Annotated in this window: 17 protein-coding genes and 1 tRNA gene; 4 read left to right on the top strand and 14 right to left on the bottom strand. The window is 73.3% G+C overall.

Features of this window, described 5'->3' with window-relative positions:
• Window positions 1-401: 401 nt before the first annotated feature.
• Both ACIWVC_RS22710 and ACIWVC_RS22705 read right to left on the bottom strand, forming a co-directional pair.
• A tRNA-Leu gene (locus ACIWVC_RS22710) sits at window positions 402-474 on the bottom strand.
• A 166-nt stretch (window positions 475-640) separates the two neighbouring features.
• On the bottom strand, window positions 641-1945 hold the full coding sequence (locus tag ACIWVC_RS22705; RefSeq protein WP_396448274.1) for an NAD(P)/FAD-dependent oxidoreductase: 1305 nt from the start codon (window positions 1943-1945) through the stop codon (window positions 641-643).
• A gap of 315 nt (window positions 1946-2260) precedes the next feature.
• Between ACIWVC_RS22705 and ACIWVC_RS22700 the strand changes: the two genes are divergently transcribed.
• Complete coding sequence (locus ACIWVC_RS22700; protein ID WP_396454548.1) at window positions 2261-2920, top strand: DUF4232 domain-containing protein; 660 nt, start codon at window positions 2261-2263, stop codon at window positions 2918-2920.
• Here the strand turns inward: ACIWVC_RS22700 and ACIWVC_RS22695 are convergent.
• On the bottom strand, window positions 2917-3738 hold the full coding sequence (locus tag ACIWVC_RS22695; protein WP_396448271.1) for a uracil-DNA glycosylase: 822 nt from the start codon (window positions 3736-3738) through the stop codon (window positions 2917-2919). The two genes, ACIWVC_RS22700 and ACIWVC_RS22695, sit on opposite strands and share 4 nt — an antisense overlap.
• A 150-nt stretch (window positions 3739-3888) precedes the next feature.
• Here ACIWVC_RS22695 and ACIWVC_RS22690 point away from each other — a divergent pair, with 150 nt between their 5' ends.
• Window positions 3889-4659 (top strand): DUF2510 domain-containing protein, encoded by a 771-nt coding sequence (locus ACIWVC_RS22690; protein ID WP_396448270.1) that lies wholly within the window; start codon window positions 3889-3891, stop codon window positions 4657-4659.
• A gap of 18 nt (window positions 4660-4677) precedes the next feature.
• Here ACIWVC_RS22690 and ACIWVC_RS22685 read toward each other — a convergent pair whose 3' ends face one another.
• The 4 genes from ACIWVC_RS22685 to eno form a co-directional block, all read right to left on the bottom strand.
• Window positions 4678-5625: an exopolyphosphatase gene (locus ACIWVC_RS22685; protein WP_396448269.1), complete on the bottom strand. Its 948-nt coding sequence runs from the start codon at window positions 5623-5625 to the stop codon at window positions 4678-4680.
• Window positions 5622-6212 (bottom strand): DUF501 domain-containing protein, encoded by a 591-nt coding sequence (locus ACIWVC_RS22680; RefSeq protein ID WP_396454547.1) that lies wholly within the window; start codon window positions 6210-6212, stop codon window positions 5622-5624. The genes ACIWVC_RS22685 and ACIWVC_RS22680 overlap by 4 nt, the downstream gene beginning before the upstream one ends.
• A 17-nt stretch (window positions 6213-6229) precedes the next feature.
• Window positions 6230-6679, bottom strand: a complete 450-nt coding sequence (locus ACIWVC_RS22675; protein ID WP_396448267.1) for a septum formation initiator family protein — start codon at window positions 6677-6679, stop codon at window positions 6230-6232.
• 77 nt (window positions 6680-6756) lie between these two features.
• Window positions 6757-8040, bottom strand: coding sequence for a phosphopyruvate hydratase (gene eno, locus ACIWVC_RS22670; protein ID WP_396448266.1), 1284 nt, complete (start codon window positions 8038-8040; stop codon window positions 6757-6759).
• Between the two features lie 364 nt (window positions 8041-8404).
• Here eno and ACIWVC_RS22665 point away from each other — a divergent pair, with 364 nt between their 5' ends.
• Window positions 8405-9658 carry a sensor histidine kinase gene (locus ACIWVC_RS22665; protein WP_396448265.1) on the top strand — a complete coding sequence of 418 codons (1254 nt, stop codon included), beginning with the start codon at window positions 8405-8407 and terminating at the stop codon, window positions 9656-9658.
• A 26-nt stretch (window positions 9659-9684) separates the two neighbouring features.
• Here the strand turns inward: ACIWVC_RS22665 and ACIWVC_RS22660 are convergent, their stop codons facing one another.
• From ACIWVC_RS22660 to mfd, 7 genes are all read right to left on the bottom strand, one after another.
• Window positions 9685-10041, bottom strand: a complete 357-nt coding sequence (locus ACIWVC_RS22660) for a tetratricopeptide repeat protein (RefSeq protein ID WP_396448263.1) — start codon at window positions 10039-10041, stop codon at window positions 9685-9687.
• 71 nt (window positions 10042-10112) lie between these two features.
• The gene (locus ACIWVC_RS22655; protein WP_396448262.1) at window positions 10113-10325 is read right to left on the bottom strand and encodes a hypothetical protein; all 213 of its coding nucleotides are present in this window, start codon (window positions 10323-10325) and stop codon (window positions 10113-10115) included.
• Window positions 10326-10390: 65 nt separating this feature from the next.
• Entirely contained in the window at window positions 10391-11335 is a 945-nt protein-coding gene (locus tag ACIWVC_RS22650) for an NADP-dependent oxidoreductase (protein WP_396448261.1), read from the bottom strand.
• Window positions 11336-11438: 103 nt separating this feature from the next.
• Entirely contained in the window at window positions 11439-13874 is a 2436-nt protein-coding gene (locus tag ACIWVC_RS22645) for a penicillin-binding protein (RefSeq protein WP_396448260.1), read from the bottom strand.
• A 97-nt stretch (window positions 13875-13971) separates the two neighbouring features.
• The gene (locus ACIWVC_RS22640; RefSeq protein WP_396448259.1) at window positions 13972-14958 is read right to left on the bottom strand and encodes a MazG family protein; all 987 of its coding nucleotides are present in this window, start codon (window positions 14956-14958) and stop codon (window positions 13972-13974) included.
• 5 nt (window positions 14959-14963) lie between these two features.
• Entirely contained in the window at window positions 14964-15620 is a 657-nt protein-coding gene (locus tag ACIWVC_RS22635; RefSeq protein ID WP_396448258.1) for a hypothetical protein, read from the bottom strand.
• Window positions 15621-15661: 41 nt separating this feature from the next.
• Entirely contained in the window at window positions 15662-19252 is a 3591-nt protein-coding gene (gene mfd, locus ACIWVC_RS22630; RefSeq protein WP_396448256.1) for a transcription-repair coupling factor, read from the bottom strand.
• Window positions 19253-19413: 161 nt separating this feature from the next.
• Here mfd and ACIWVC_RS22625 point away from each other — a divergent pair.
• The coding region (locus ACIWVC_RS22625) for a class I SAM-dependent methyltransferase (RefSeq protein WP_396454546.1) at window positions 19414-19922 on the top strand (509 nt) is incomplete at its 3' end.

The raw sequence follows: 19922 nt of genomic DNA, 5'->3' as shown, positions 1-19922 counted from the left end.
CCCGCATGATCAGCCCGAATCCCACCCACCCCGTGCGACCGAGCCCCCACCGACGACCCCCGGACCGACCCCACACGCCAAACCCCCACAAACAGCCCACCACTCACCAACGCACAACGGGACCGAACTGCGGTCCACCGGCGAAGCCGATTGGAGATCAACAAGCAACGGCGCCCGCGAGGCACCCGCCCTTGCGCCGAAGGTTCCAGGGGGTCGCCCCCTGAGCGAGCACAGCAGAATCCGGCGAAGCCGATCGAACATCAGCGAACAACGGCGCCCGCCGCGCGCCCGCAAGGGCGGAGCCCTTGCACCGGGGGTTCCAGGGGGTCGCCCCCCTGGGCGAACACTGCGGGCCTCCGGCGAAGTTGATCGAAGATCAACGAGCATGGAGACCCGGCGCGTGCCCCTGGTCGGACTCGAACCGACACAATGGCTCTTTTAGGGAGCCTGCCTCTGCCATTGGGCTACAGGGGCGGCGTCATCATATCGAGTCAGGGGCCGCCGGCGGCGCGTCCTTTCACGGGGGTGCGGGAGTCGGCCGGGTCCGGCCAGTTCGACAGGAGCGAGTCAAGACGCGCCCGGGGTCCCGCCGGGCGGGTCCCCGTTGCCCGGCCACCCCCGTTCACCTCGGCGGACGGGTTCAGGTGGTGACGTTCTCCTTCATCCGGCCGGCGGCGAGTTCGAATTCCTGGCGCGGCCGTTCCAGTTCGGCCAGGGAGACGATTTCGCGGCGGAAGAAGAAGGCGAGCGTCCAGTCCATGGTGATCCGGAACTTGCGGTTGACGGTGGGCATCCGCGACAGGTGGTACGTGCGGTGCATGAACCACGCGGGGAACCCGCGCAGCTGGATGCCGTAGGCGTTCGCGACGCCCTTGTGCAGGCCGAGGCTGGCGACGGAGCCGACGTAGGCGTGCTTGTACGGCTTTCGCGGTCTGCCGCGCAGGTCGGCCGCGATGTTGTCGCCGAGCCGTTTGGCCTGGCGGACGGCGTGCTGGGCGTTGGGCGCGGTGAACTCGCCTTTGCCGCTGAGGTCGGGGACGGCGGCGTTGTCGCCGGCGGCGTAGACGTCCTGGAGCCCTTCGATGGTCAGTTCGGCGGTCGCCTTGAGGCGTCCCTTGTCGTCTACGGGCAGGTCGCTGTCCTTGACGAGGGGATGGGGTTTCACGCCGGCGGTCCAGACGAGGGTGCCGGCGTCGAACTCCTCGCCGTCGCTGAGCACGATGTGCCGTTTCACCGCGGATTTCAGCAGCGTGTTCATCTTGACTTCGATGCCGCGGCGGCGCAGCGCGTCGGCGGTCCAGCGGCCCATCTCGGGTCCCACTTCGGGCAGGATCCGGTCGGTGGCCTCGACCATCATCCAGCGCATTTCGCTCTCGTCGATGGTGGGGTACCACTTGCACGCGTCGCGCGCCATGTCCTCCAGTTCGGCCATGGCCTCGACGCCCGCGAACCCGGCGCCGACGAACACGAACGTCAGCGCCCGTTTCCTGACCTGCTCGTCGTCGGGGTTGGCGGCGGCGATGTCGAGCTGGTGCAGGACGTGGTTGCGGAGGAATATCGCCTCTTCAATGGTCTTGAAGCCGATTCCGCATTCGGCGAGCCCCGGGATCGGCAGCGTCCGGGAGATGGAGCCGACCGCGACGACGAGGATGTCGTATTCGATGTCGCGCGGCGCGACCTGGTCGGTTCTGGTCCCGGCGGGGCATATGGTGACGCGTTTGGCCGCGTGGTCGATCCGCGTCACGAAACCGTTCACGATCTGGCAGCGGTTCAGGACCGTGCGCAGCGGCGCGACCACGTGCCGCGGCTCGAGGTTTCCCGCGGCCGCCTCGGGAAGGAACGGCTGGTAGGTCATGTAGGACTGGGGATCGATGACGGTGACGGCGACCTCGCCGCTGCGCAGCTCACGGCGGAGTCTGCGCTGGAGGCGCAGGGCCGTGTACATGCCGACGTATCCCCCGCCGACGATCAGGATCCGCTTCGCCGGTCCCCCGCCGCGTCCCGAAGCGACCGGAGGGTCGCCGGTCCGAACTGATGTAGATCGCATGTCTGAGCCGATACCCGCATGCCGGGGCCGCGAACTTCATGGCCCCATCCGGCATCTCACCGGATGTACCACCAGAAAACGGATGGCGGGGTCAGGGCCGGACGGGGGCGCCAAGCGGCCGCGGGCGGCGGACCGGGACAGGGGCCGGTCTCCACGCTCCGGCCGCTTGGCCAAGGCCCTGCCCCGCCATCGCCGTTCACCGGGGGAGGCACCATGCCGCGACTGATCTGGGGGACGCTCACCGCCGCCGCCATCACCGCAGCGCTCGCCGGCTGCTCATCCAGCTCCCACGCCGGCACATCGTCCAACGCGAACACGGCACCGCCGGCGCCGGGCGCGTCCGCCGCGTCACCGGCCCCGAGCCGCGGATCCGGTTCGCCGGGCGGCGGGACGGGCGGCGGCACCTCGGGCAACGCCGGCTCCGGCGGCACCGGCCATGCGGCGCCGCAACGCCCGCACTGCACCAGCGGGATGCTCACCGCGCGGCTCACCGACCTCGGCGCCGCGGCGGGGAACCGCTACGCGACGCTCGTGCTCACGAACAAGTCGGGGAAGCACTGCACGACCGGCGGCTGGTCGGGGCTCCAGCTGGCCGACGCGGAGGGGGCCGTCCCGACGAAGGTGATCCGCGAGGGCACCGCGCACACGATCACGGTCTACAACGGCGGCCACGCCTACGAGCGGCTGCACTGGGCGGTCGTCCCCGCCGGAGACGAGACGGACGGCGCCGACTGCGAGCCCGAGCCGACCGTGCTGAAGGTGATCCCGCCCAACGACACGGAGCAGATCGCCGCCACCTGGACGTTCGGCGCGGTCTGCCAGCACGGCCAGATCCGCCTCACGCCCGTCACCACGAACCCGGTGCCCCGCTAGCGGTGGTCGCGGGCGCGGGCGAGGACCGTGTCCAGCATCTCTTCGGTGACCCGGCCGGTGAAGGTGTTCTGCTGGCTCGGGTGGTAGCAGCCCAGCAGCAGGACCGGCTCGGGCCGGGCCGCCGCGGGCGGCGGCGTCAGCCACGCCTCGGCGCCGTGGCCGAACTTCGGCCGCGGCCGCGGCACCCCGTATCCGGCCTGCTTCAGCGCCGGCCACACGCCCTGCCAGGCGAACCCGCCGAGGCACACGATGCAGCGGACGCTCGGCGCGACCAGCTCGATCTCGCGGGCCAGCCACGGCAGGCAGGTCGTCCGCTCCAGCGGCGTCGGCTTGTTGTCGGGCGGCGCGCAGCGGACCGTCGCCGCCATCCGCGCGCCGATGAGCCGCTGCCCGTCGCCCGCGCGGACGCTGGTCGGCTTCGCCGCGAGCCCCACCCGGTGCAGGGACGCGAACAGCCAGTCGCCCGACCGGTCGCCGGTGAAGATGCGGCCGGTGCGGTTGCCGCCGTGGGCGGCCGGGGCCAGCCCGACGATCAGGACGCGCGGCTCCGGGTCGCCCCAGCCGGCGACGGGCCGGCCCCAGTACTCCTCGTCCGCGAACGCGCGGCGCCGCTGCACGGCGACCTTCTCGCGCCACGCCACGAGCCGGTCGCACGCGCGGCACACCGACTGGCGGGCGCACAGCTCGGCGAGGTCGGGCGCCTTCGCGGCCAGCTCGACGACCTCGCCGGTGCCGTGCGCGACGGGCGTGTCCGGCGCCGCGGGGTCCTCCGGCCATCCGGAACCGGGAGGGACGAACGGGGCGTTGGCGGTCGGCATACCATCGATCGTCCCACGCCGCGCCAGCCGGCAGGGCAGTGGCCGGGTTCCGCCCATGGCGGGTGCGGAGCGTGCCCGGTCGGTACGATGCGTTCGCCGGTCGGGGAGGCGGGTGTCCGGCACTGCCATTGGGCGAAGCGGGAGGCAGGAGTGTCGCAACCGGGCTGGTACCCCGATCCGTACGGCACCGGGAGCCTGCGCTGGTGGGACGGTCGGAACTGGACCGAGCGCCTCAACCCCGAGCCGGACCGTCCGCCGCGGCTGCAGCCGCCGCAGCGGCTCCGGGAGCCCGCCCGCGAGGAGGCGGGGGCCACGTACGCGGCCCCCGTGCAGCGGCCGACATGGGACCGCACCCCGTCCGTCCCGGCGCTGGAGGCGAACGTGCGGCGCCTCCCCCTGTACGCCGACGACCAGCTCGTCGCCTACGGCAGCGCCTCGCTCACCTGGCCGCGGGTGGAGTGGGTCGCGTACTGGGCGGCGGAACGCCCGGCCGGTTCCGGCCACCGCCCCGGCACGCAGTGGATCTTCCAGGCGGGACGGTTCCCGTTCCGCGGCGGCCCGCGCGTCGAGGTGGTGATCGAGCCGGACGCGGTGCCCGCGCGGGACGGGGAGCCCGAGCACATCTGGGGGCGGCTGATCCAGCTCTGCCAGGAGCACGCCGAGCAGCGGCTGGTCGCGGAGCTGGCGCGGCGCGTCCGGGCCGGCGAGTCGGTCGACGTGGCGCAGGGCCTCACCGTCCATCCGGGCGGCGTGCGCGGCAACCGGGTGTCGCTGAGCTGGTCGTCGATCTCCGGCGCGACCGTCGACCGGGGCCGGGTCTGGATCCAGCAGGCCAGCAGCAGCTCGCCGATCCTCTACGTCCCGCAGCAGAACCCGAACGCGGTGCTGATCCCCGCCCTGCTCGCGCAGCTCAAGAAGTGACCTGCCCCGCCGGGCCGCTCAGAGCAGCGACCAGGCGATGCCGTCCAGGATGTCGTGCTCGCTGACGACGACGGCGCCGAACCCGTACTCCCGCATGATCCGGTCCAGGATCAGCGCGCCCGCGCCGATCACGTCGACGCGCCCCGGGTGCATGACGCCGATCCCGGCGCGCTCGGCGCGGGTCGCGTGCAGCAGCCGCCGCGTCACGTCGTGCACCTGGGTGGCGGTGATCCGGGACAGGTGGATGCGGGACGGGTCGTACTCCGGCAGGTCGAGCGCGATCCCGGCGACGGTGGTGACCGAGCCCGCGAGGCCGACGAGGGTGCGCGCCTCGTCCACCGGGACCCGCTCCCGGACGGCGGCGAGCGCCGCGTCGATGTCGGCGGCGGCATTGGAGATCTGCTGCGGCGACGGCGGGTCGTCCTTCAGGTGCCGCTCGGTCATCCGCACGCAGCCGATGTCGATGGACCGGGACGCGTCGGCCGACGAGCTGCCGAGCACGAACTCGGTGGAGCCGCCGCCGATGTCGACCACCAGGTAGGGGCGGGCGGGGCGCAGTTCGGCCAGCTCGCGGGTGGCGCCCGTGAACGACAGCTCCGCCTCCTCGTCCCCGCTGATCACCTCGGGGACGACGCCGAAGATGTCGACGACGCCGCGGACGAAGTCGTTGCGGTTCGCGGCGTCGCGGGTGGCGCTGGTCGCCACCACCCGGGTCTTGATCGGGCCGTGCCCGGCGCCGCTGCCGTGCCGCTCGATCAGCTCGGCGTAGCCGCGCATCGCGGTGAAGGTGCGCTCCAGCGCGGCGGGCGCCAGCCGCCCGGTCTCGTCGACGCCCTCGCCCAGCCGGACGATCTCCATCCGGCGCTCGACGTCGGTGAGCCGGCCGCCGCCGGCGCCGGGCTCGATGTCGGCGATCAGCAGGCGGACCGAGTTCGTTCCGCAGTCGATGGCGGCGACCCGTGTCACTCGTCCTCCCCTGGTTCGAGATCGGCGCCCCGCGCCCCGGCGTCCCGCCCCTGGACGTCCCGCGCCTGGACGTCCCGCACCTGGACGTCCCGCACCTCGACGCACGGGCCGGACCGCCACCATTCCGGCAGCGCCTCCAGCGCCTCGCGGCCGAACGGGTTCACGCCGGGCACCGCCAGCTCGTGCGCGACGAGGGCGTGCAGGCACTTGACGCGCTCGGGCATGCCGCCGGCGCTCTGCATGCCGGCGGGCAGCGGCTCGACGCCCTCGTCGCGGGCGGCCTCGTCCCGGCGGCGCAGGTAGTCCTCGTGGGCGGCGGTGTACTCCTCCTTGAGGGACGGGTCGGCGGCGAGCCTGGCCTGCATGTCGCGCATGGCGCCGCTGCCCTCCAGCGTGCCGATGGCGGAGGCGGCCTTCGGGCACGTCAGGTAGAACAGCGTGGGGAACGGCGTCCCGTCCGGCAGCCGCGGCGCGGTCTCGATCACCGCGGGCAGCCCGCACGGGCAGCGGCTCGCCACCGCGCGGACGCCGCGCGGCTCCCGCCCGAGCTGGGCCGCGACGGCGGCCGTGTCACCTGCTTCGATCATCTGTCCCCACCCGCGATTCAGCGCGGCCGGTCGGCGGCCTCCACCGATCGCCACAGCGTCTCGTACCAGGGCGGCCTGCTGGGCGGCCCGCCCCGCTGCGCCTGCCGGCCCTCTCCCCCACTGCCGTCGAGCACGATGTAGCACTTTACGTCAGGACGACAATAATGAAGCCTGCGTGTGGCCTCCCGCTCAATGTACGACTTGTCACCAAGTTGCTGCTTGCGCTGGAGGAGTTCGTCGACCTGCCGGCGGGCCACCGCCTCCTTGTGGCGCAGGTCGGCGATCTCCTTGCGCTGGGCGATGTACTCGCGGACGGGGTAGGCGAGGCTCAGCGCGATCGCGCACACCACGACCGCGAGGATGGCGGCCCGGCTGGTCAGCGCCGGGTTGCCGCGGCGGGCCCCGTGGCCGCCGGTCCCGTGCTCGCCGGCGCGGTCGTCGGCGGCGTGGTCGTCGTCCTGCGGCATCGTGCCCCCTGCCTCCGGCTCGGCCGCCCGGACCCGGCGGCGGGACGCGGCCCCGCCCGCCGGGTCGCGGGCCCTGCTCAGCCCCGCGCGTCGAAGCGCGGGAACGCGGCGGCGCCGGCGTAGCGCGCGGCGTCGTCCAGCAGCTCCTCGATGCGCAGCAGCTGGTTGTACTTGGCGACGCGGTCGCTGCGGGCCGGCGCGCCGGTCTTGATCTGGCCGCAGTTGGTGGCGACGGCCAGGTCGGCGATCGTGGTGTCCTCGGTCTCGCCGGACCGGTGGCTCATCATGCACCTGTAGCCGCTGGTCTGCGCGAGCGAGACGGCGTCGAGGGTCTCGCTGAGCGTGCCGATCTGGTTGACCTTGACCAGCAGCGCGTTCGCGGCGCCGGCCTTGATGCCGCGGGCGAGCCGCTCGGGGTTGGTGACGAACAGGTCGTCGCCGACGAGCTGGACGCGGTCGCCGACGGCGGCGGTGAGGCCCTCCCAGCCGGCCCAGTCCTCCTCGTCGAGCGGGTCCTCGATGGAGACGAGCGGGTAGCTGCCGAGCAGCTCGCCGTAGTAGGCGGCCATGTCGTCGGCGGACCGCTTGGTGCCCTCGAACGCGTACTGCCCGTCGGCGTGGAACTCGGTGGCGGCGACGTCCAGGGCGAGCGCGATGTCGCGGCCGGGGGTGAAGCCGGCCTTGCGGATCGCCTCCATGATCAGGTCGAGCGCGTCCCGGTTGCTCGGCAGGTCGGGCGCGAAGCCGCCCTCGTCGCCGAGGCCGGTGTTCAGGCCGCGCGACTTCAGCACCGACTTCAGCGCGTGGTAGGTCTCGGCGCCCCAGCGCAGCGCCTCGGCGAAGGTGGCCGCGCCGATCGGCGCGATCATGAACTCCTGGACGTCGACGTTGGTGTCGGCGTGCGCGCCGCCGTTCAGGATGTTCATCATCGGGACGGGCAGCAGGTGCGCGTTCGGGCCGCCCACGTACCGGAACAGCGGGAGCCCGGCGGAGTCGGCGGCGGCCTTGGCGACGGCGAGGCTGACGCCGAGGATCGCGTTGGCGCCGAGCGCGGACTTGGCCGGGGTGCCGTCCAGGTCGACCAGGAGCTGGTCGATCAGCCGCTGGTCGGACGCCGGGTAGCCGACGAGCTTCTCGTCGATCGTCTCGTTGACGGCCTTGACCGCGTTGCGGACGCCCTTGCCGCCGTAGCGCTCCCCGCCGTCGCGCAGTTCGACGGCCTCGAACTGGCCGGTGGACGCGCCGCTCGGCACGGCGGCGTGCGCCTCGGTCCCATCGGCGAGCAGGACCTCGACCTCGACGGTCGGATTGCCGCGGGAGTCAAGGATCTCCCGGGCGAGTACGGCCTCGATCGACGACACGGGGAACCCCCTGAGGATGCTGATGGTCTGGTGCGATCACCGAGCCTATCCGCGCGCCCCCCGCGCGGACCAACGGGCTCGCCGTTCTCATATCGGACCGGCCACGACGAAGTCCCCCCGGCATGACCGGGTTTTACCCGTCCGCCACGGTGGCGTTTGCCCCGTTCAGGCAAGGAATCACGGGTACTGGCAGATACATACCCGGGAGGTCGCCATACGTGTCCGGCTCCACCGGCCGTCCAGAGGGCCGAGCCATTGGATCTGGCGGGCCGTCCTGCGTCACCCGCGAATCAGGACCCGGGTCACGCTGGCGTCGGTCCTGCTGGCCCTGCTGCTGTCGACCGGGCTGTGGGCTGCCCTGCTCGTGCTGATCAGGCAGGACGAGGTCGACACGACCGAGGAGACGCTGGGCCGCCAGGCGAACCGGATCGTGTTCGTCATCCAGACCGGCCGGCTGAGGAACCCCCTGCCGGCGGCCCCGGAAGATCTGATCCAGGTCATCGACCGCCGGAGGCGCGTGATCGCGGCCACCCCGGCGCTGCAGGGGCGCCCCGCCGCGGACTTCCCCCCGCCGCCCAAGAACGAGACCCGCCGCAGCGGCACCGCCTGCGGCGTCGGTCCGTCGAAGGACGGCTGCTTCATGGCGGTCGAGTACCAGGTGGGCTTCGGCTCGAACGCGCTCTTCATCATCGCGCTGGCCCCGGAGCCGGGGCCGGTGCCGCGCCCGACGACTGCGGCGCTGCTCGCGCTGACCATCCCGTTCATCACCGGCCTGGTCGGCTACGGGACGTGGCTTTCGGCGAACCGGACGATGCGGCCGGTCGACGAGATCCGCCGGGAGCTGGACGAGATCACCGCCACCGACCTGGAGCGCCGGGTGCCGGTGCCGTCCCGCCGCGACGAGGTGGGGCTGCTCGCCGAGAGCGTGAACGCGACCCTCGACCGGCTGGAGGAGGCGGTCGCGCGGCAGCGCGCGTTCGTCACCGACGTGGGGCACGAGCTGCGCAGCCCGCTCACCGCGCTGCGGATGGAGGTGGAGCTGGCGCTGGCGGCGCCCGAGGACGCCGACGTGGCGGAGACGCTGCGGGCCGTCATGGAGAACACCGAGCGCCTGGCGGCGGTGGTGGACGACCTGCTGGCGCTGGCGCGGCTGGAGGCCGACCGCAACTTCGAGCGCGAGGCGGTGGACCTGACCGAGCTGGCGGACGCGGAGGTGCTGCGCCGCCCGCGGCGCACCCAGGTGACGGTCCTGTCGGAGGGGTCGGTGACGGTGCCGGGGAGCCGCAGCGAGCTGGCCCGGCTGCTCACCAACCTGCTCGACAACGCCGACCGGCACGCGTCCGCCGAGGTCACCATGATCCTGCGCACGGAGGCGCCCGCGACCGCCGTCGTCGAGGTGATCGACGACGGACCGGGCATCGCGCCGGAGGACCGCGAGCGGGTGTTCGAGCGGTTCACCCGGCTGGCCGAGGGCCGGCACCGCGACGCGGGCGGCACCGGCCTCGGTCTCGCGATCTCCCGGGACATCGCCATCGCGCACGGCGGCTCGCTGGTCCTCACCGACCGCGCCGACGGCCGCCCCGGCGCCCGCTTCGTCCTCCGCCTCCCCCGCTCTTGACCCGTGCACGGCGCGGGTGACCGGCGTCAGTGCAGGTCGGCGGCGGTGACGGAGACCTCGGCGCCGGGCGCGGGCTCGACGCCCATCGCGCGGGCGAGCTTGCGGAACGCGCCCGCCTCGTCCGCCCGGCCCCGGCGCTCCAGGGTGCGGGCCAGGGCCTCGTGCGCCCAGCCGTTGCAGGGGTCCAGGTCGACGAGGCGGCGGAAGGCCGCCTCGGCGCGGCCCAGCTGGGCGCTGTGGAAGTAGGCGCGGGCCAGCAGCTCCGCGGCGGCGCGGTTGCCCGGGTCGGCCTCGGCGATCGGGGCCAGCAGGCGGGCCGCGCCCGCGTAGTCCTTGGCGTCGAAGAACAGCGTCGCGCGCTCGAACTCCTCGTAGGTGGTCATCCCCGCCTCCCCTCGGTCCCATGGCGATGACACACCCGCAACCGGGGAGCGGCGGGGTTTGTTCCCCCGGGTCAGGTGAGGCCGAGGGACTCGCGGAGGCGTTCGCGCTCGGCCTCCAGCAGCTCGATCTGGCCCGCCAGCTCCTCCCGCTGGGCCAGGTACTGCCCGGAGTCGACCATGTCGCCGGCATCGGAGGGCGGGTCGGGAAGGTCGGCGCGGAGCCGTTCGAGGGACTCGTCGATCTCGCGGAGCCTGGCGCGCCGCTCCTCTTCGGGCTGGTTCATCTCGTCCTCCCCGTCGGGTACGGCTTCTGCATGCCCACGGTGGGCGCGTCCTCACGTCCCCGCGGTCAGATGCGGATCACGGTCTTGCCGCGGGCGCCGCCCGCGCGGTTGGCGGCGAGGGCGTCGGCGGCCTCGGCGAGCGGCACCTCGCGTTCGAGGTGGACGCGGAGCGCGCCCGCGTCGATGAGGTCCGACAGCCGCTCCAGCAGGGCCGCGGTGGGCTCGCCCTCGTAGTTGACGCCGCGCAGCTCCCTGGCCTCCATCGCGTCGGGGTTCACCGAATGCACGGTGCTGATGTAGGTCCCGCCGGGACGCAGCAGTTGCGCGATGTGCTCGGCCGCGGTGGCGTCGCTGACCATGTCGAGGACGGCGTCGATCCCCTCGGAGTGGACGGCGAGCACCTGCCCGTTCAGGTCGCCCCTGGAGTGGTCGACGGTCTCGTCCGCGCCGAGGAGCCGCATGGTGCCGGCCATGTCGTCGCGGGCCGTCGCGATGACCTTGGCGCCGGCGCGGGACGCGAGCTGCACCGCGCTCTGCCCGACGCCGCCGGTCGCGCCCACGACGAGGACGGTCTGCCCGGTGTCGACGCGGGCCTCGTCCACCAGGGCGAGCGCGGTCGCGCTCGCGGTCGGCACGGCCGCCGCCTGCGTGTAGATCATGCCGTCGGGCATCTTCGCGACCGGCCCGTCGTCGCGGGCGATCGCGTACTCGGCGTAGCTGCCGAGGCCGCGCTCGGGGTGCGAGAAGACCCCGTAGACCTGCTCGCCGTGCCGCAGCCGGGTCACGCCCTCGCCGACCTCGTCGACGACGCCGGCGCCGTCCCGGCCCAGGATCAGCGGGAACGGGACGTCGACGGAGTCCTTGAGCATGCCGTCGGCGATCTTCCAGTCGAGCGGGTTGAGGCCCGCCGCGACCATTCTCACCAGGATCTCCCCGGGCCCGGGCTCCGGGCGCGGCAGGTTCGTCAGCGCCGGTGTGGCGCCGTACTCGGACACGGCGATGGCTCGCATGAAGGACCGTCCCCCCGATCGGATCGCATGCGGGGGTGACCTACCCGGTCGCGGCGCGATCACACGGACCCGCAGGCCGGACGGGTCATCTCGCCCGCCGCCCTCAGGCGGGCGCCTCCTGGCCGGGGCCGCCGGGCGGCGGGATCGTCGCCGGCGGCGGTGTCCGCGGCCCGCCCGGCCCCGGGCGGCCGCCGCCGTCGCGCTTCTTCGGGCCCTTGCTGACCCGCAGCGTGATGGTCGAGCCGGGCTCGGCCGAGCCCGGCCCGGGGGACATCTCGGCGACCGTGCCCTTCCGGTACCGGTCGGACGCGACCTGCGCGCCGACGTTGGTCGTGAAGCCCGCGTCGCGCAGCTTGTCGACGGCGTCGCCGAGCTTCATGCCCCGCACGTCGGGCACCTTCGCCCGGTCCTCGCCGGACCCCTTGCTGAAGTAGAACGACGGCGGCCGGTGGAACGACGACGCCCGCGTGCCGCGCAGCGCCCCGCTCATGCTCTGCTGCCAGATCGGCGCGGGGATCGTCGCGCCGAACACGGCCCCGTAGCAGGTGCCGTCCATGCAGAGGTTGCGCATCGGGTGCCGGTAGCCGCCGCGCGGGTCGCCGACCCAGACGGCCGCCGCCAGGTCCGGGGTGTACCCGGCGAACCAGGCGGCGGAGAAGTTGTCGACGGTGCCGGTCTTGCCGGCGGCGGGGCGGCCGATGCCCATGCCGCGCGCCGTGCCCTTGGTGAGGACGCCCCGCAGCACGTAGTTGACGGCGTCCGCGACGCCCTCGTCGATCGCCTGCTCGCAGTCGCGCCCCGGCACCTTCAGCCGGTGCCCGGACGCGTCCTTGATCGAGGTGATCGCGATCGGCTTGCAGTACTCGCCGCGGGCGCCGAACGCGGCGTAGGCGGCGGCGAGCCGGAGCGGGGACACCGGGTTGAAGCCGAGCGTGAAGGACGGGTACTCCTCCAGCGGCTTGCCGCTGGCCTGCTTCATTCCGAGCCGCTCGGCCATCCTGACGGTGTCGCAGAGGCCGACCTCCTTCTCCAGCGCGAGGAAGAAGGTGTTGACCGAGTGGTGCGTGCCGGTGACGAGGCTGAACTCCTTGCCGCCCTCGCCGTCGGCGGCGTTGCGCAGGGACGCGGTGGGGTCCCCGACCTTGTCGCCGTCGCAGTTGCGGAAGCCGACGGGGGTGAACTCCCGCGGCGCCATCAGCCGGGTGCCGAACGGCATGCCCTCGTCGAGCGCGGCGGCCAGCGTGAACGCCTTGAACGTCGACCCGGCCTGCATGCCGATGCTCGACCCGTGGCTGGCGTCCGCGGCGAAGTTGATCCAGGTCTTGCCGCGCTCCTTGTCGGGGCCGAGCTCGCGGTCCACGACCATCGCCTTGATCTCGCCGGTGCCGGGCTCGACCATCGCCTCGGCGGCGGCCTTGTGCGCGGAGTTCTTCGGCGGGACGTGCCGGTTCACGGCCTTCTGCGCGGCCTTCTGCGCGCGCGGGTCCATGGTGGTGCGGATCGTGAGGCCGCCGCGCTTGAGCAGCTTCTCGCGGTCCTTCGCCGTCTTGCCGAACACCGGGTTGGTGAGGATCTCGCGCTGCACGTAGTCGCAGAAGAACGGCGCCTTGCTGGACACGCACCCGCTGCGGATGTTGTCGATCTTCAGGTCGATGGGCTTGCGCTTGGCCTCCGCCGCCTCGGCCGGGTCGACCCAGCCGAGCTCGGCCATCCGGTCGAGGACGGTGTCGCGGCGCTTGCGCGCCTCGCCGGGATGCCGCGTCGGATCGTAGGCGTAGGGGTAGCGGATGACGCCGGCGAGCAGCGCCGCCTCGGGGAGGGTCAGCTCGGACGCGTGCTTGGAGAAGTAGTGCCGGGACGCGGCCTCGATGCCGTAGGCGCCGTCGCCGTAGTAGGCGATGTTGAGGTAGCGGCGCAGGATCTCGTCCTTGCTGTACTTCTCCTCGACCGCGACCGCGTACCGCAGCTCGCGCACCTTCCGGGCGGTGGTGACCGCGGTGGCCGCCTGCCGCTCCTCGTCGCTGTCGGCCTGGGTGAGCAGCAGGTTCTTCACGTACTGCTGGGTGATGCCCGAGCCGCCCTGGGTGACCTCGCCGCTGCTGAGGTTGCTGGCGAGGGCGCGCAGCGTGCCCTGCAGGTCGATGGCGCCGTGCTCGTAGAACCGGCTGTCCTCGATCGCGAGCACCGCCTGCCGCGCGACCGGCGCGATCTTGTCGAGCGGGACGTCCACCCGGTTCTGGTAGAAGAACGTCGCGATCTTCGACCCGTCCGCGGCGAGGATCGTGGAGCGCTGCGGGACGCCGGAGGTCGTCAGGTTCACCGGCTCGCTGTCGAACCAGCGGGCCGTGTCGCGGGCGCCGACGCCGGCCGTGCAGGCGACCGGCAGCAGCATCAGCGCGACGAGGACGCCGGCGAGGCCGCCGAGCGCGCCCAGCCCGCGCAGCGCGCGGGCCTTCTCGCCGCGGGTCGTGGCGGTGGTGAAGATCCGGCGGGGACGACGCGGCGGGCCGGAGGCACCGCCCCGTACGTCGCGGTTCACTGGGTCACCATCAGCCCCGGCTGGCACGCGCTTAGAGTAAACGCGCCTTCGCGGCCGGACCACCCTATCGATGATGTTCCGGTAGATTCCCCGCGATTCAGGCGTGCTGCCGCCGCCGTTCCCACGCTCGGACACGATCGCGGAATACCCGGGAAACGGCGCGCAACTCGGCCTCCGGGTCGACTCCCCGCTCCACGGCCTCCCGGACGAGCGCGAACAGCCGCTCCCCGAGGTCGTCCCCGCCGCCCGCGAGACCGTCCGCCAGGCCGGCCGGGGCCTCCATCCGCCGGGCGCGGCGCTGGAGCTGCGCGGCCAGCGACAGCGCCGGCTGCCCCATCGGGACGCCGTCGAGCGCGGACGCCTCGGCGCCGCTCTTCGCCGCCCGCTCCGCCGCCTTGATCTGCTCCCAGTTCGCGTTGACCTCGTCGGCGCCGGAGACGGTCACGTCGCCGAACACGTGCGGGTGGCGGCGGACGAGCTTCTCCACGATCGCGCCCGCCACGTCGTCGATGGTGAACGCCGTCTCGTCGTCGCGCTCGGCGGCCACCGCCGAGTGGAACGCCACCTGCATCAGCACGTCGCCGAGCTCCTCGCGGAGCGCGCCGTAGTCGCCCGACTCGATCGTGTCGAGGACCTCGTACGCCTCCTCCAGCAGGTACGGGACGAGCGTGACGTGCGTCTGCTTGCGGTCCCAGGGGCATTCGCGCCGCAGCGTGTCCATGACCGACACGAGGTCGAGCAGCCGCGCGCCCGGCAGGTCATAGGAGCCGTGCAGCACCTCGACGTCCAGCGGGTCGTCGACGACCAGCGCGCCGATCTCGCGCATCAGCTCCTCGTCGCCCTCGGGCGCGGCCACCCACACGACGGCGGCGTCCGGGGCCGCGGCCCGGGCGTCGGCCACCAGCCGGGCGGCGTCGGGCTCCCCGACCGTCTCCGCGGCGATCCCGGCGTCGCGGAGCGAGGGCAGCAGCGGGTGGCCGTCGCGGAGCCGGACGGAGGCGGCCGACCGGAGCGCGTCCCACGCCCGCCACGTCAGCAGCCCCGGCGCGACCCGGTGCGTGGTCGCGAGCAGTGTCAGGGCCATGCGCCTCAGATACCCGAGTCGGGGCTGGACAGCCGGTAGGTGATCGGGCCGACCTCGACCTTGCCCGGGTCGTAGGTCCCGTAGCGCGGGTTGACCTCGATGTCCATGTCCTCGGCGGTGTGCCTGAGCAGCTCGGTCCACCTCTGGCCGGCCTGCTGCGTCGCCGGGCTCAGCGGGTTCTCCAGATCCGCGCCGAGCCGCTGCATGACGGCGGGCTGGGTGATGAGGAAGCGCGCGAAGTCGCGGGTGCGCTCGCGGGGCAGCGCGTTCAGCAGCGTGATCGACCCGGCGCCGCCGCCGCGGTTCAGCGCCTCCACCATCGAGTCCACCTGCCCGCCGGTGACGTCGACGCCGGCCTGCTTCGCCGCTTCGTCGACGACACGCAGGTTGATCAGCATCATCAGGGAGCCCCGCACGCCGTACTCGTCGTCGGGCACGAAGCGCGGCACCCGGATCTGCTGGTTGCCGAGCAGGTTCTTGGCCACCGGGTCCGCCTTGAACTGGGCCTCCTGGTCGCGGACGGTCCGGGTGAGCTCGTTGGTGGTGATGCGGTCGTCGCCGACGAGGGCGGCGGTGCCGACCTTCGGGGAGCCGCCGCAGCCGGCCAGCGCGCCGGCCGCCAGCACGACCGCCACCGCCGCCTTCACGGACTTACCAGGCACGGAATCCTCGTCTCGTCATGGATCTCTGGGGTCGGCTCAGGCTACCGCCTGCCGGACGCGGTCGCCGTTTCCAGGAACAGCGCCTCGACCAGCCCGGTCGCCCACTTCAGCAGCTCCTGGTCGCGCAGCGGCCGGCCGCCGATCGGCGCGGTCTTCGGCGTGGGGACGAGCAGGGTGTCGGTGGCCGGCTTCAGGATGCTCTTCGGGTACAGCCGCTGCAGCCTCACCTGCTTGGAGTCCGGCAGCCGCACGGGCGTGAACTTGACGAAGTTGCCCTGGAGGGTGACGTCGGTGAGCCCGGCCATGCGCGCCTTCGCCCGGAACCGGGCCACTTCGAGGAGGTTCAGCACCGGGACGGGCAGCGGGCCGAACCGGTCCTTCAGCTCGTCGTGCACGGCGGCGATCTCGTCGTCGGACGTGATCGCGGCGATGCGGCGGTAGGCGTCCAGCCGGAGCCGCTCGCCCGGCACGTACTCGTGCGGCAGGTGCGCGTCGACGGGCAGCTCGACCTTCGTCTCCACGGCCTCGGCCTCGGCGGCGCCGCCGTCCTTCAGCTCCCGGACCGCCTCGCCGACCATCCGCACGTACAGGTCGAACCCGACGCCCGCGACGTGCCCGGACTGCTCCGCGCCGAGGATGTTGCCCGCGCCGCGGATCTCCAGGTCCTTCATCGCCACGTACATGCCGGCGCCGACCTCGGTGTGCTGGGCGAGGGTCGCGAGCCGCTCGTGCGCGGTCTCGGTCAGCGGCTGCTCCGGCTGGTACAGGAAGTAGGCGTAGGCGCGCTCCCGGCCGCGCCCGACGCGCCCGCGCAGCTGGTGGAGCTGCGACAGCCCGTACATGTCGGCCCGGTCGACGATCAGGGTGTTGGCGTTCGGGACGTCCAGGCCGGACTCGACGATCGTGGTCGCGACGAGGACGTCGTAGTTCTTCTCCCAGAAGTCGACCATGACCTTTTCGAGCTCGTTCTCGTTCATCTGCCCGTGCGCGACCGCGATCCGCGCCTCCGGGACGAGCCGCGCCAGGTTCGCCGCGACCTTGTTGATCGAGCGGACCCGGTTGTGCACGAAGAACACCTGGCCCTCGCGCAGCAGCTCGCGGCGGATGGCGGCGGCGATCTGCTTCTCCTCGTACGGCCCGACGAACGTCAGGACGGGGTGCCGCTCCTCCGGCGGCGTGAGGATCGTCGACATCTCCCGGATGCCGGTGAGGCCCATCTCCAGCGTGCGCGGGATCGGCGTCGCGGACATGGCGAGCACGTCCACCTGAGTCCGGAGCCGCTTCAGCTCCTCCTTGTGCTCGACGCCGAACCGCTGCTCCTCGTCGATGACGACGAGGCCGAGGTCCTTGAACCGGGTCTGCGCCGACAGGATCCGGTGGGTGCCGACGACGACGTCCACGCTGCCCTCGGACAGGCCGCGCAGCGTCTCCTCGATCTCCCGGTCGGTCTGGAACCGGCTGATCGGCTTCACCACGACGGGGAACGCCGCGAACCGCTCGCTGAACGTCGACATGTGCTGCTGGACGAGCAGCGTCGTCGGCACCAGCACCGCGACCTGCCGCCCGTCCTGGACGGCCTTGAACGCCGCCCGCACCGCGATCTCGGTCTTGCCGTAGCCGACGTCGCCGCAGATCAGCCGGTCCATCGGGACGGGCTTCTCCATGTCGGCCTTGACCTCGTCGATCGCGGCGAGCTGGTCGGGCGTCTCGGTGTAGGGGAACGCGTCCTCCAGCTCCCGCTGCCACGGGGTGTCGGGCGCGAACGCGTGCCCGGGGCTCGCCATCCGCGCCGAGTACAGCCGGATCAGCTCCCCCGCGATCTGCTTGACCGCCTTGCGGGCCCGCGACTTGGCCTTCTGCCAGTCGGCGCCGCCGAGCCGGTGCAGGCTGGGCGCCTCCCCGCCGACGTAGCGGGTCAGCTCCTCCAGCTGGTCGGTCGGGACGAACAGCCGGTCGCCCCTCGCGTACTCCAGGATCAGGTACTCGCGGGTGGCGCCCTGCACCGTCCGGCTGACCATCTCCACGTACCGGCCGACGCCGTGCTGCTCGTGCACCACGTAGTCGCCGGCCCTGAGCTGCAGCGGGTCGATCCCGCCGCGCCGCCGCGACGGCATCCGGCGGGCGTCCCTGGTGGACGACCGCTGCCCGGACAGGTCGGTCTCGGTCAGCACCGCGAGCTTGATCGACTCCCAGGTGAACCCGTTCTCCAGCAGCCCGGTCGCCACCGTCACCACCGACGGGGCGGGCGGCCCGGCGAGGTCGGCGCGCCGCGCGCCGATCCCCTGCTCCCCGACGAGCTGGACGAGCCGCTCGGCGGGGCCGTGCCCGGCGGTGACCATCACGACGCGCCAGCCGCCGTCGATCCAGCCCTTCAGATCGCCGACGACCCGGGACGTGTCGCCCCGGTACGCCTCCGCCGGCGCGGCCCCGAGGTTCAGCGCCTCCACCCCGTCGTCCAGCGCCCCGCCGTCCAGCGGGGACGGCCCCTCCGCGGCCTCCGCGCCCGCCGCCATGGGGGTGAGCGCGGTCACGCTCCAGCGCGGCAGGCCCAGCTCGGTGCTGTGCGCGCGGACCTCCTCCAGCGAGCGGAACGCGGCGGCGCCGAGGTCGATCGGCGCCTCGCCCCCGGCGGCGGCGTTGACCCAGCTCGCCTCCAGGAACTCCTGGCTCGTCCGGACCAGCTCCGCCGACCGGGTGCGGATCCGCTCCGGCTCGCACACGAGCAGCGCCGAACCGTCCGGCAGCAGATCGGTCAGCAGCTCCATCCGGTCGGCGAGGACCGGCGAGAACGCCTCCATGCCCTCGACCGTGTCGCCGTCGGCGATGCGGCCGAGGATCTCCTCCAGCGCCGGGTGCTCCCCGGCGAGCAGCTTCGCGCGCTCGCGCACCTTCTCCGTGAGCGGCAGCTCCCGGCACGGCGGCGCCCACAGCCCGTCCCGGGCCACCTCCAGCGAGCGCTGGTCGGCGGCCTTGAAGTAGCGGATCTCCTCGACGGTGTCGCCCCAGAACTCCACCCGCAGCGGGTGCTCCTCGGTGGGCGGGAACACGTCCAGGATCCCGCCGCGCACCGCGATCTCGCCGCGCTTCTCCACCAGGTCGACGCGGTGGTACCCGGCGTCCACCAGGCTGCGGACGGCGTCGTCCATGTCGGCGTCCTCGCCGGAGACCAGCCGCACCGGCTCCAGGTCGGCGAGCCCGGCGACGATCGGCTGCAGGACGGCCCGGACCGGCGTCACCACGACGTCCAGCTCGCCCCCCTTGCCGTCGCCCTCCGGGCCGGCCGCGTCCGGGTGGACGAGGCGGCGCAGCACCGCGAGCCGCTGCCCGACGGTGTCCGAACGCGGCGACAGCTTCTCGTGCGGCAGCGTCTCCCAGGCCGGGAAGTGCGCGACGCGGGCCGGGTCGAGCAGGCTCGACAGGGCGGCGGTGAGGTCCTCGGCCTCCCGGCCGGTCGCGGTCACCGCGAGCACCGCGCCCCCGCCGTCCGCGCGCAGGCGGCGGCTCAGGGCGGCGGCGAGCACCGGCCACAGCGCGGCCGGCGCGACCACCTCCCGGTCCGCGCGCGCCCGCGAGAGGGCGCGCTCCAGGCCCGGATCGGTGCACGCAAGGTCAACAAGTCCAGAAAGCGTCATATTCGCCCGCACAATCGCCGAATAACCCCGTGGCAGGGCAGCCCGAAAGGCCGGAATCCCCCGCGGGACCCCGGTGCCGCGTACCAGGGTACGCGACACGGCCGCGCCGAGAATGCGCAAATAGCGGACGGAGCGCAGTCGGGCGATTACGCTGCGAGACTGTGACCGATCTGCGTACGCCGCCGGTCAGCGACGGCGATCTCTTCTCAGAACGCGCCCGACAGTACGCCCTAGAGAAGCCCCTGCAGCGGATCCACATCCTGGAGGCGGGCTGCGGCTGGGGCACGGGCCTGGACCTCGGCGACCACGACCGCCACGTCACGGGCGTCGACGCGGAGTCCCCGGAGCTGCGCGCCTACACCTGCGAGCGGCCCGACCTCGACACCTGGCACCTCGGCGACCTGCGGACGGTGCCGCTGCCGCCGCGCGCCTTCGACATCGTGCACGCCTCGTACCTGATCGAGCGGGTGCCGCACGCCGAGCTGGTGCTCGACCGGTTCGTCGCCGCGCTGAAACCCGGCGGGCTGCTGCTGGTGCACCTGCGCGACCGCAACACCGCGTTCGGGTTCCTCGACCGCACGCTGCCCCGGTGGCTGCGGACGTCCGGGCGGCGCCGGCGGCCGCGCCCGGGCCGGGGCGTCCGCGGCGGCCCGCGGGCGGCGCGGGGCGC

The sequence above is a fragment of the Actinomadura sp. genome (assembly GCF_044508335.1).
GTDB lineage: Bacteria > Actinomycetota > Actinomycetes > Streptosporangiales > Streptosporangiaceae > Spirillospora.
The sequence above is the reverse complement of the archived record's forward strand: the minus strand, read 5'-3'. Positions and strand labels throughout refer to the sequence as shown.

What these genes read in the sequence shown, in the direction of transcription:
- ACIWVC_RS22705 (WP_396448274.1), bottom strand. Translation starts at nt 1,945, where the DNA reads ATGTACACGGCCCTGCGCCTCCAGCGCAGACTCCGCCGTGAGCTGCGC.
- ACIWVC_RS22700 (WP_396454548.1), top strand. Translation starts at nt 2,261, where the DNA reads ATGCCGCGACTGATCTGGGGGACGCTCACCGCCGCCGCCATCACCGCA.
- ACIWVC_RS22695 (WP_396448271.1), bottom strand. Translation starts at nt 3,738, where the DNA reads ATGCCGACCGCCAACGCCCCGTTCGTCCCTCCCGGTTCCGGATGGCCG.
- ACIWVC_RS22680 (WP_396454547.1), bottom strand. Translation starts at nt 6,212, where the DNA reads ATGATCGAAGCAGGTGACACGGCCGCCGTCGCGGCCCAGCTCGGGCGG.
- ACIWVC_RS22675 (WP_396448267.1), bottom strand. Translation starts at nt 6,679, where the DNA reads ATGCCGCAGGACGACGACCACGCCGCCGACGACCGCGCCGGCGAGCAC.
- ACIWVC_RS22660 (WP_396448263.1), bottom strand. Translation starts at nt 10,041, where the DNA reads ATGACCACCTACGAGGAGTTCGAGCGCGCGACGCTGTTCTTCGACGCC.
- ACIWVC_RS22655 (WP_396448262.1), bottom strand. Translation starts at nt 10,325, where the DNA reads ATGAACCAGCCCGAAGAGGAGCGGCGCGCCAGGCTCCGCGAGATCGAC.
- ACIWVC_RS22650 (WP_396448261.1), bottom strand. Translation starts at nt 11,335, where the DNA reads ATGCGAGCCATCGCCGTGTCCGAGTACGGCGCCACACCGGCGCTGACG.
- ACIWVC_RS22640 (WP_396448259.1), bottom strand. Translation starts at nt 14,958, where the DNA reads ATGGCCCTGACACTGCTCGCGACCACGCACCGGGTCGCGCCGGGGCTG.
- mfd (WP_396448256.1), bottom strand. Translation starts at nt 19,252, where the DNA reads ATGACGCTTTCTGGACTTGTTGACCTTGCGTGCACCGATCCGGGCCTG.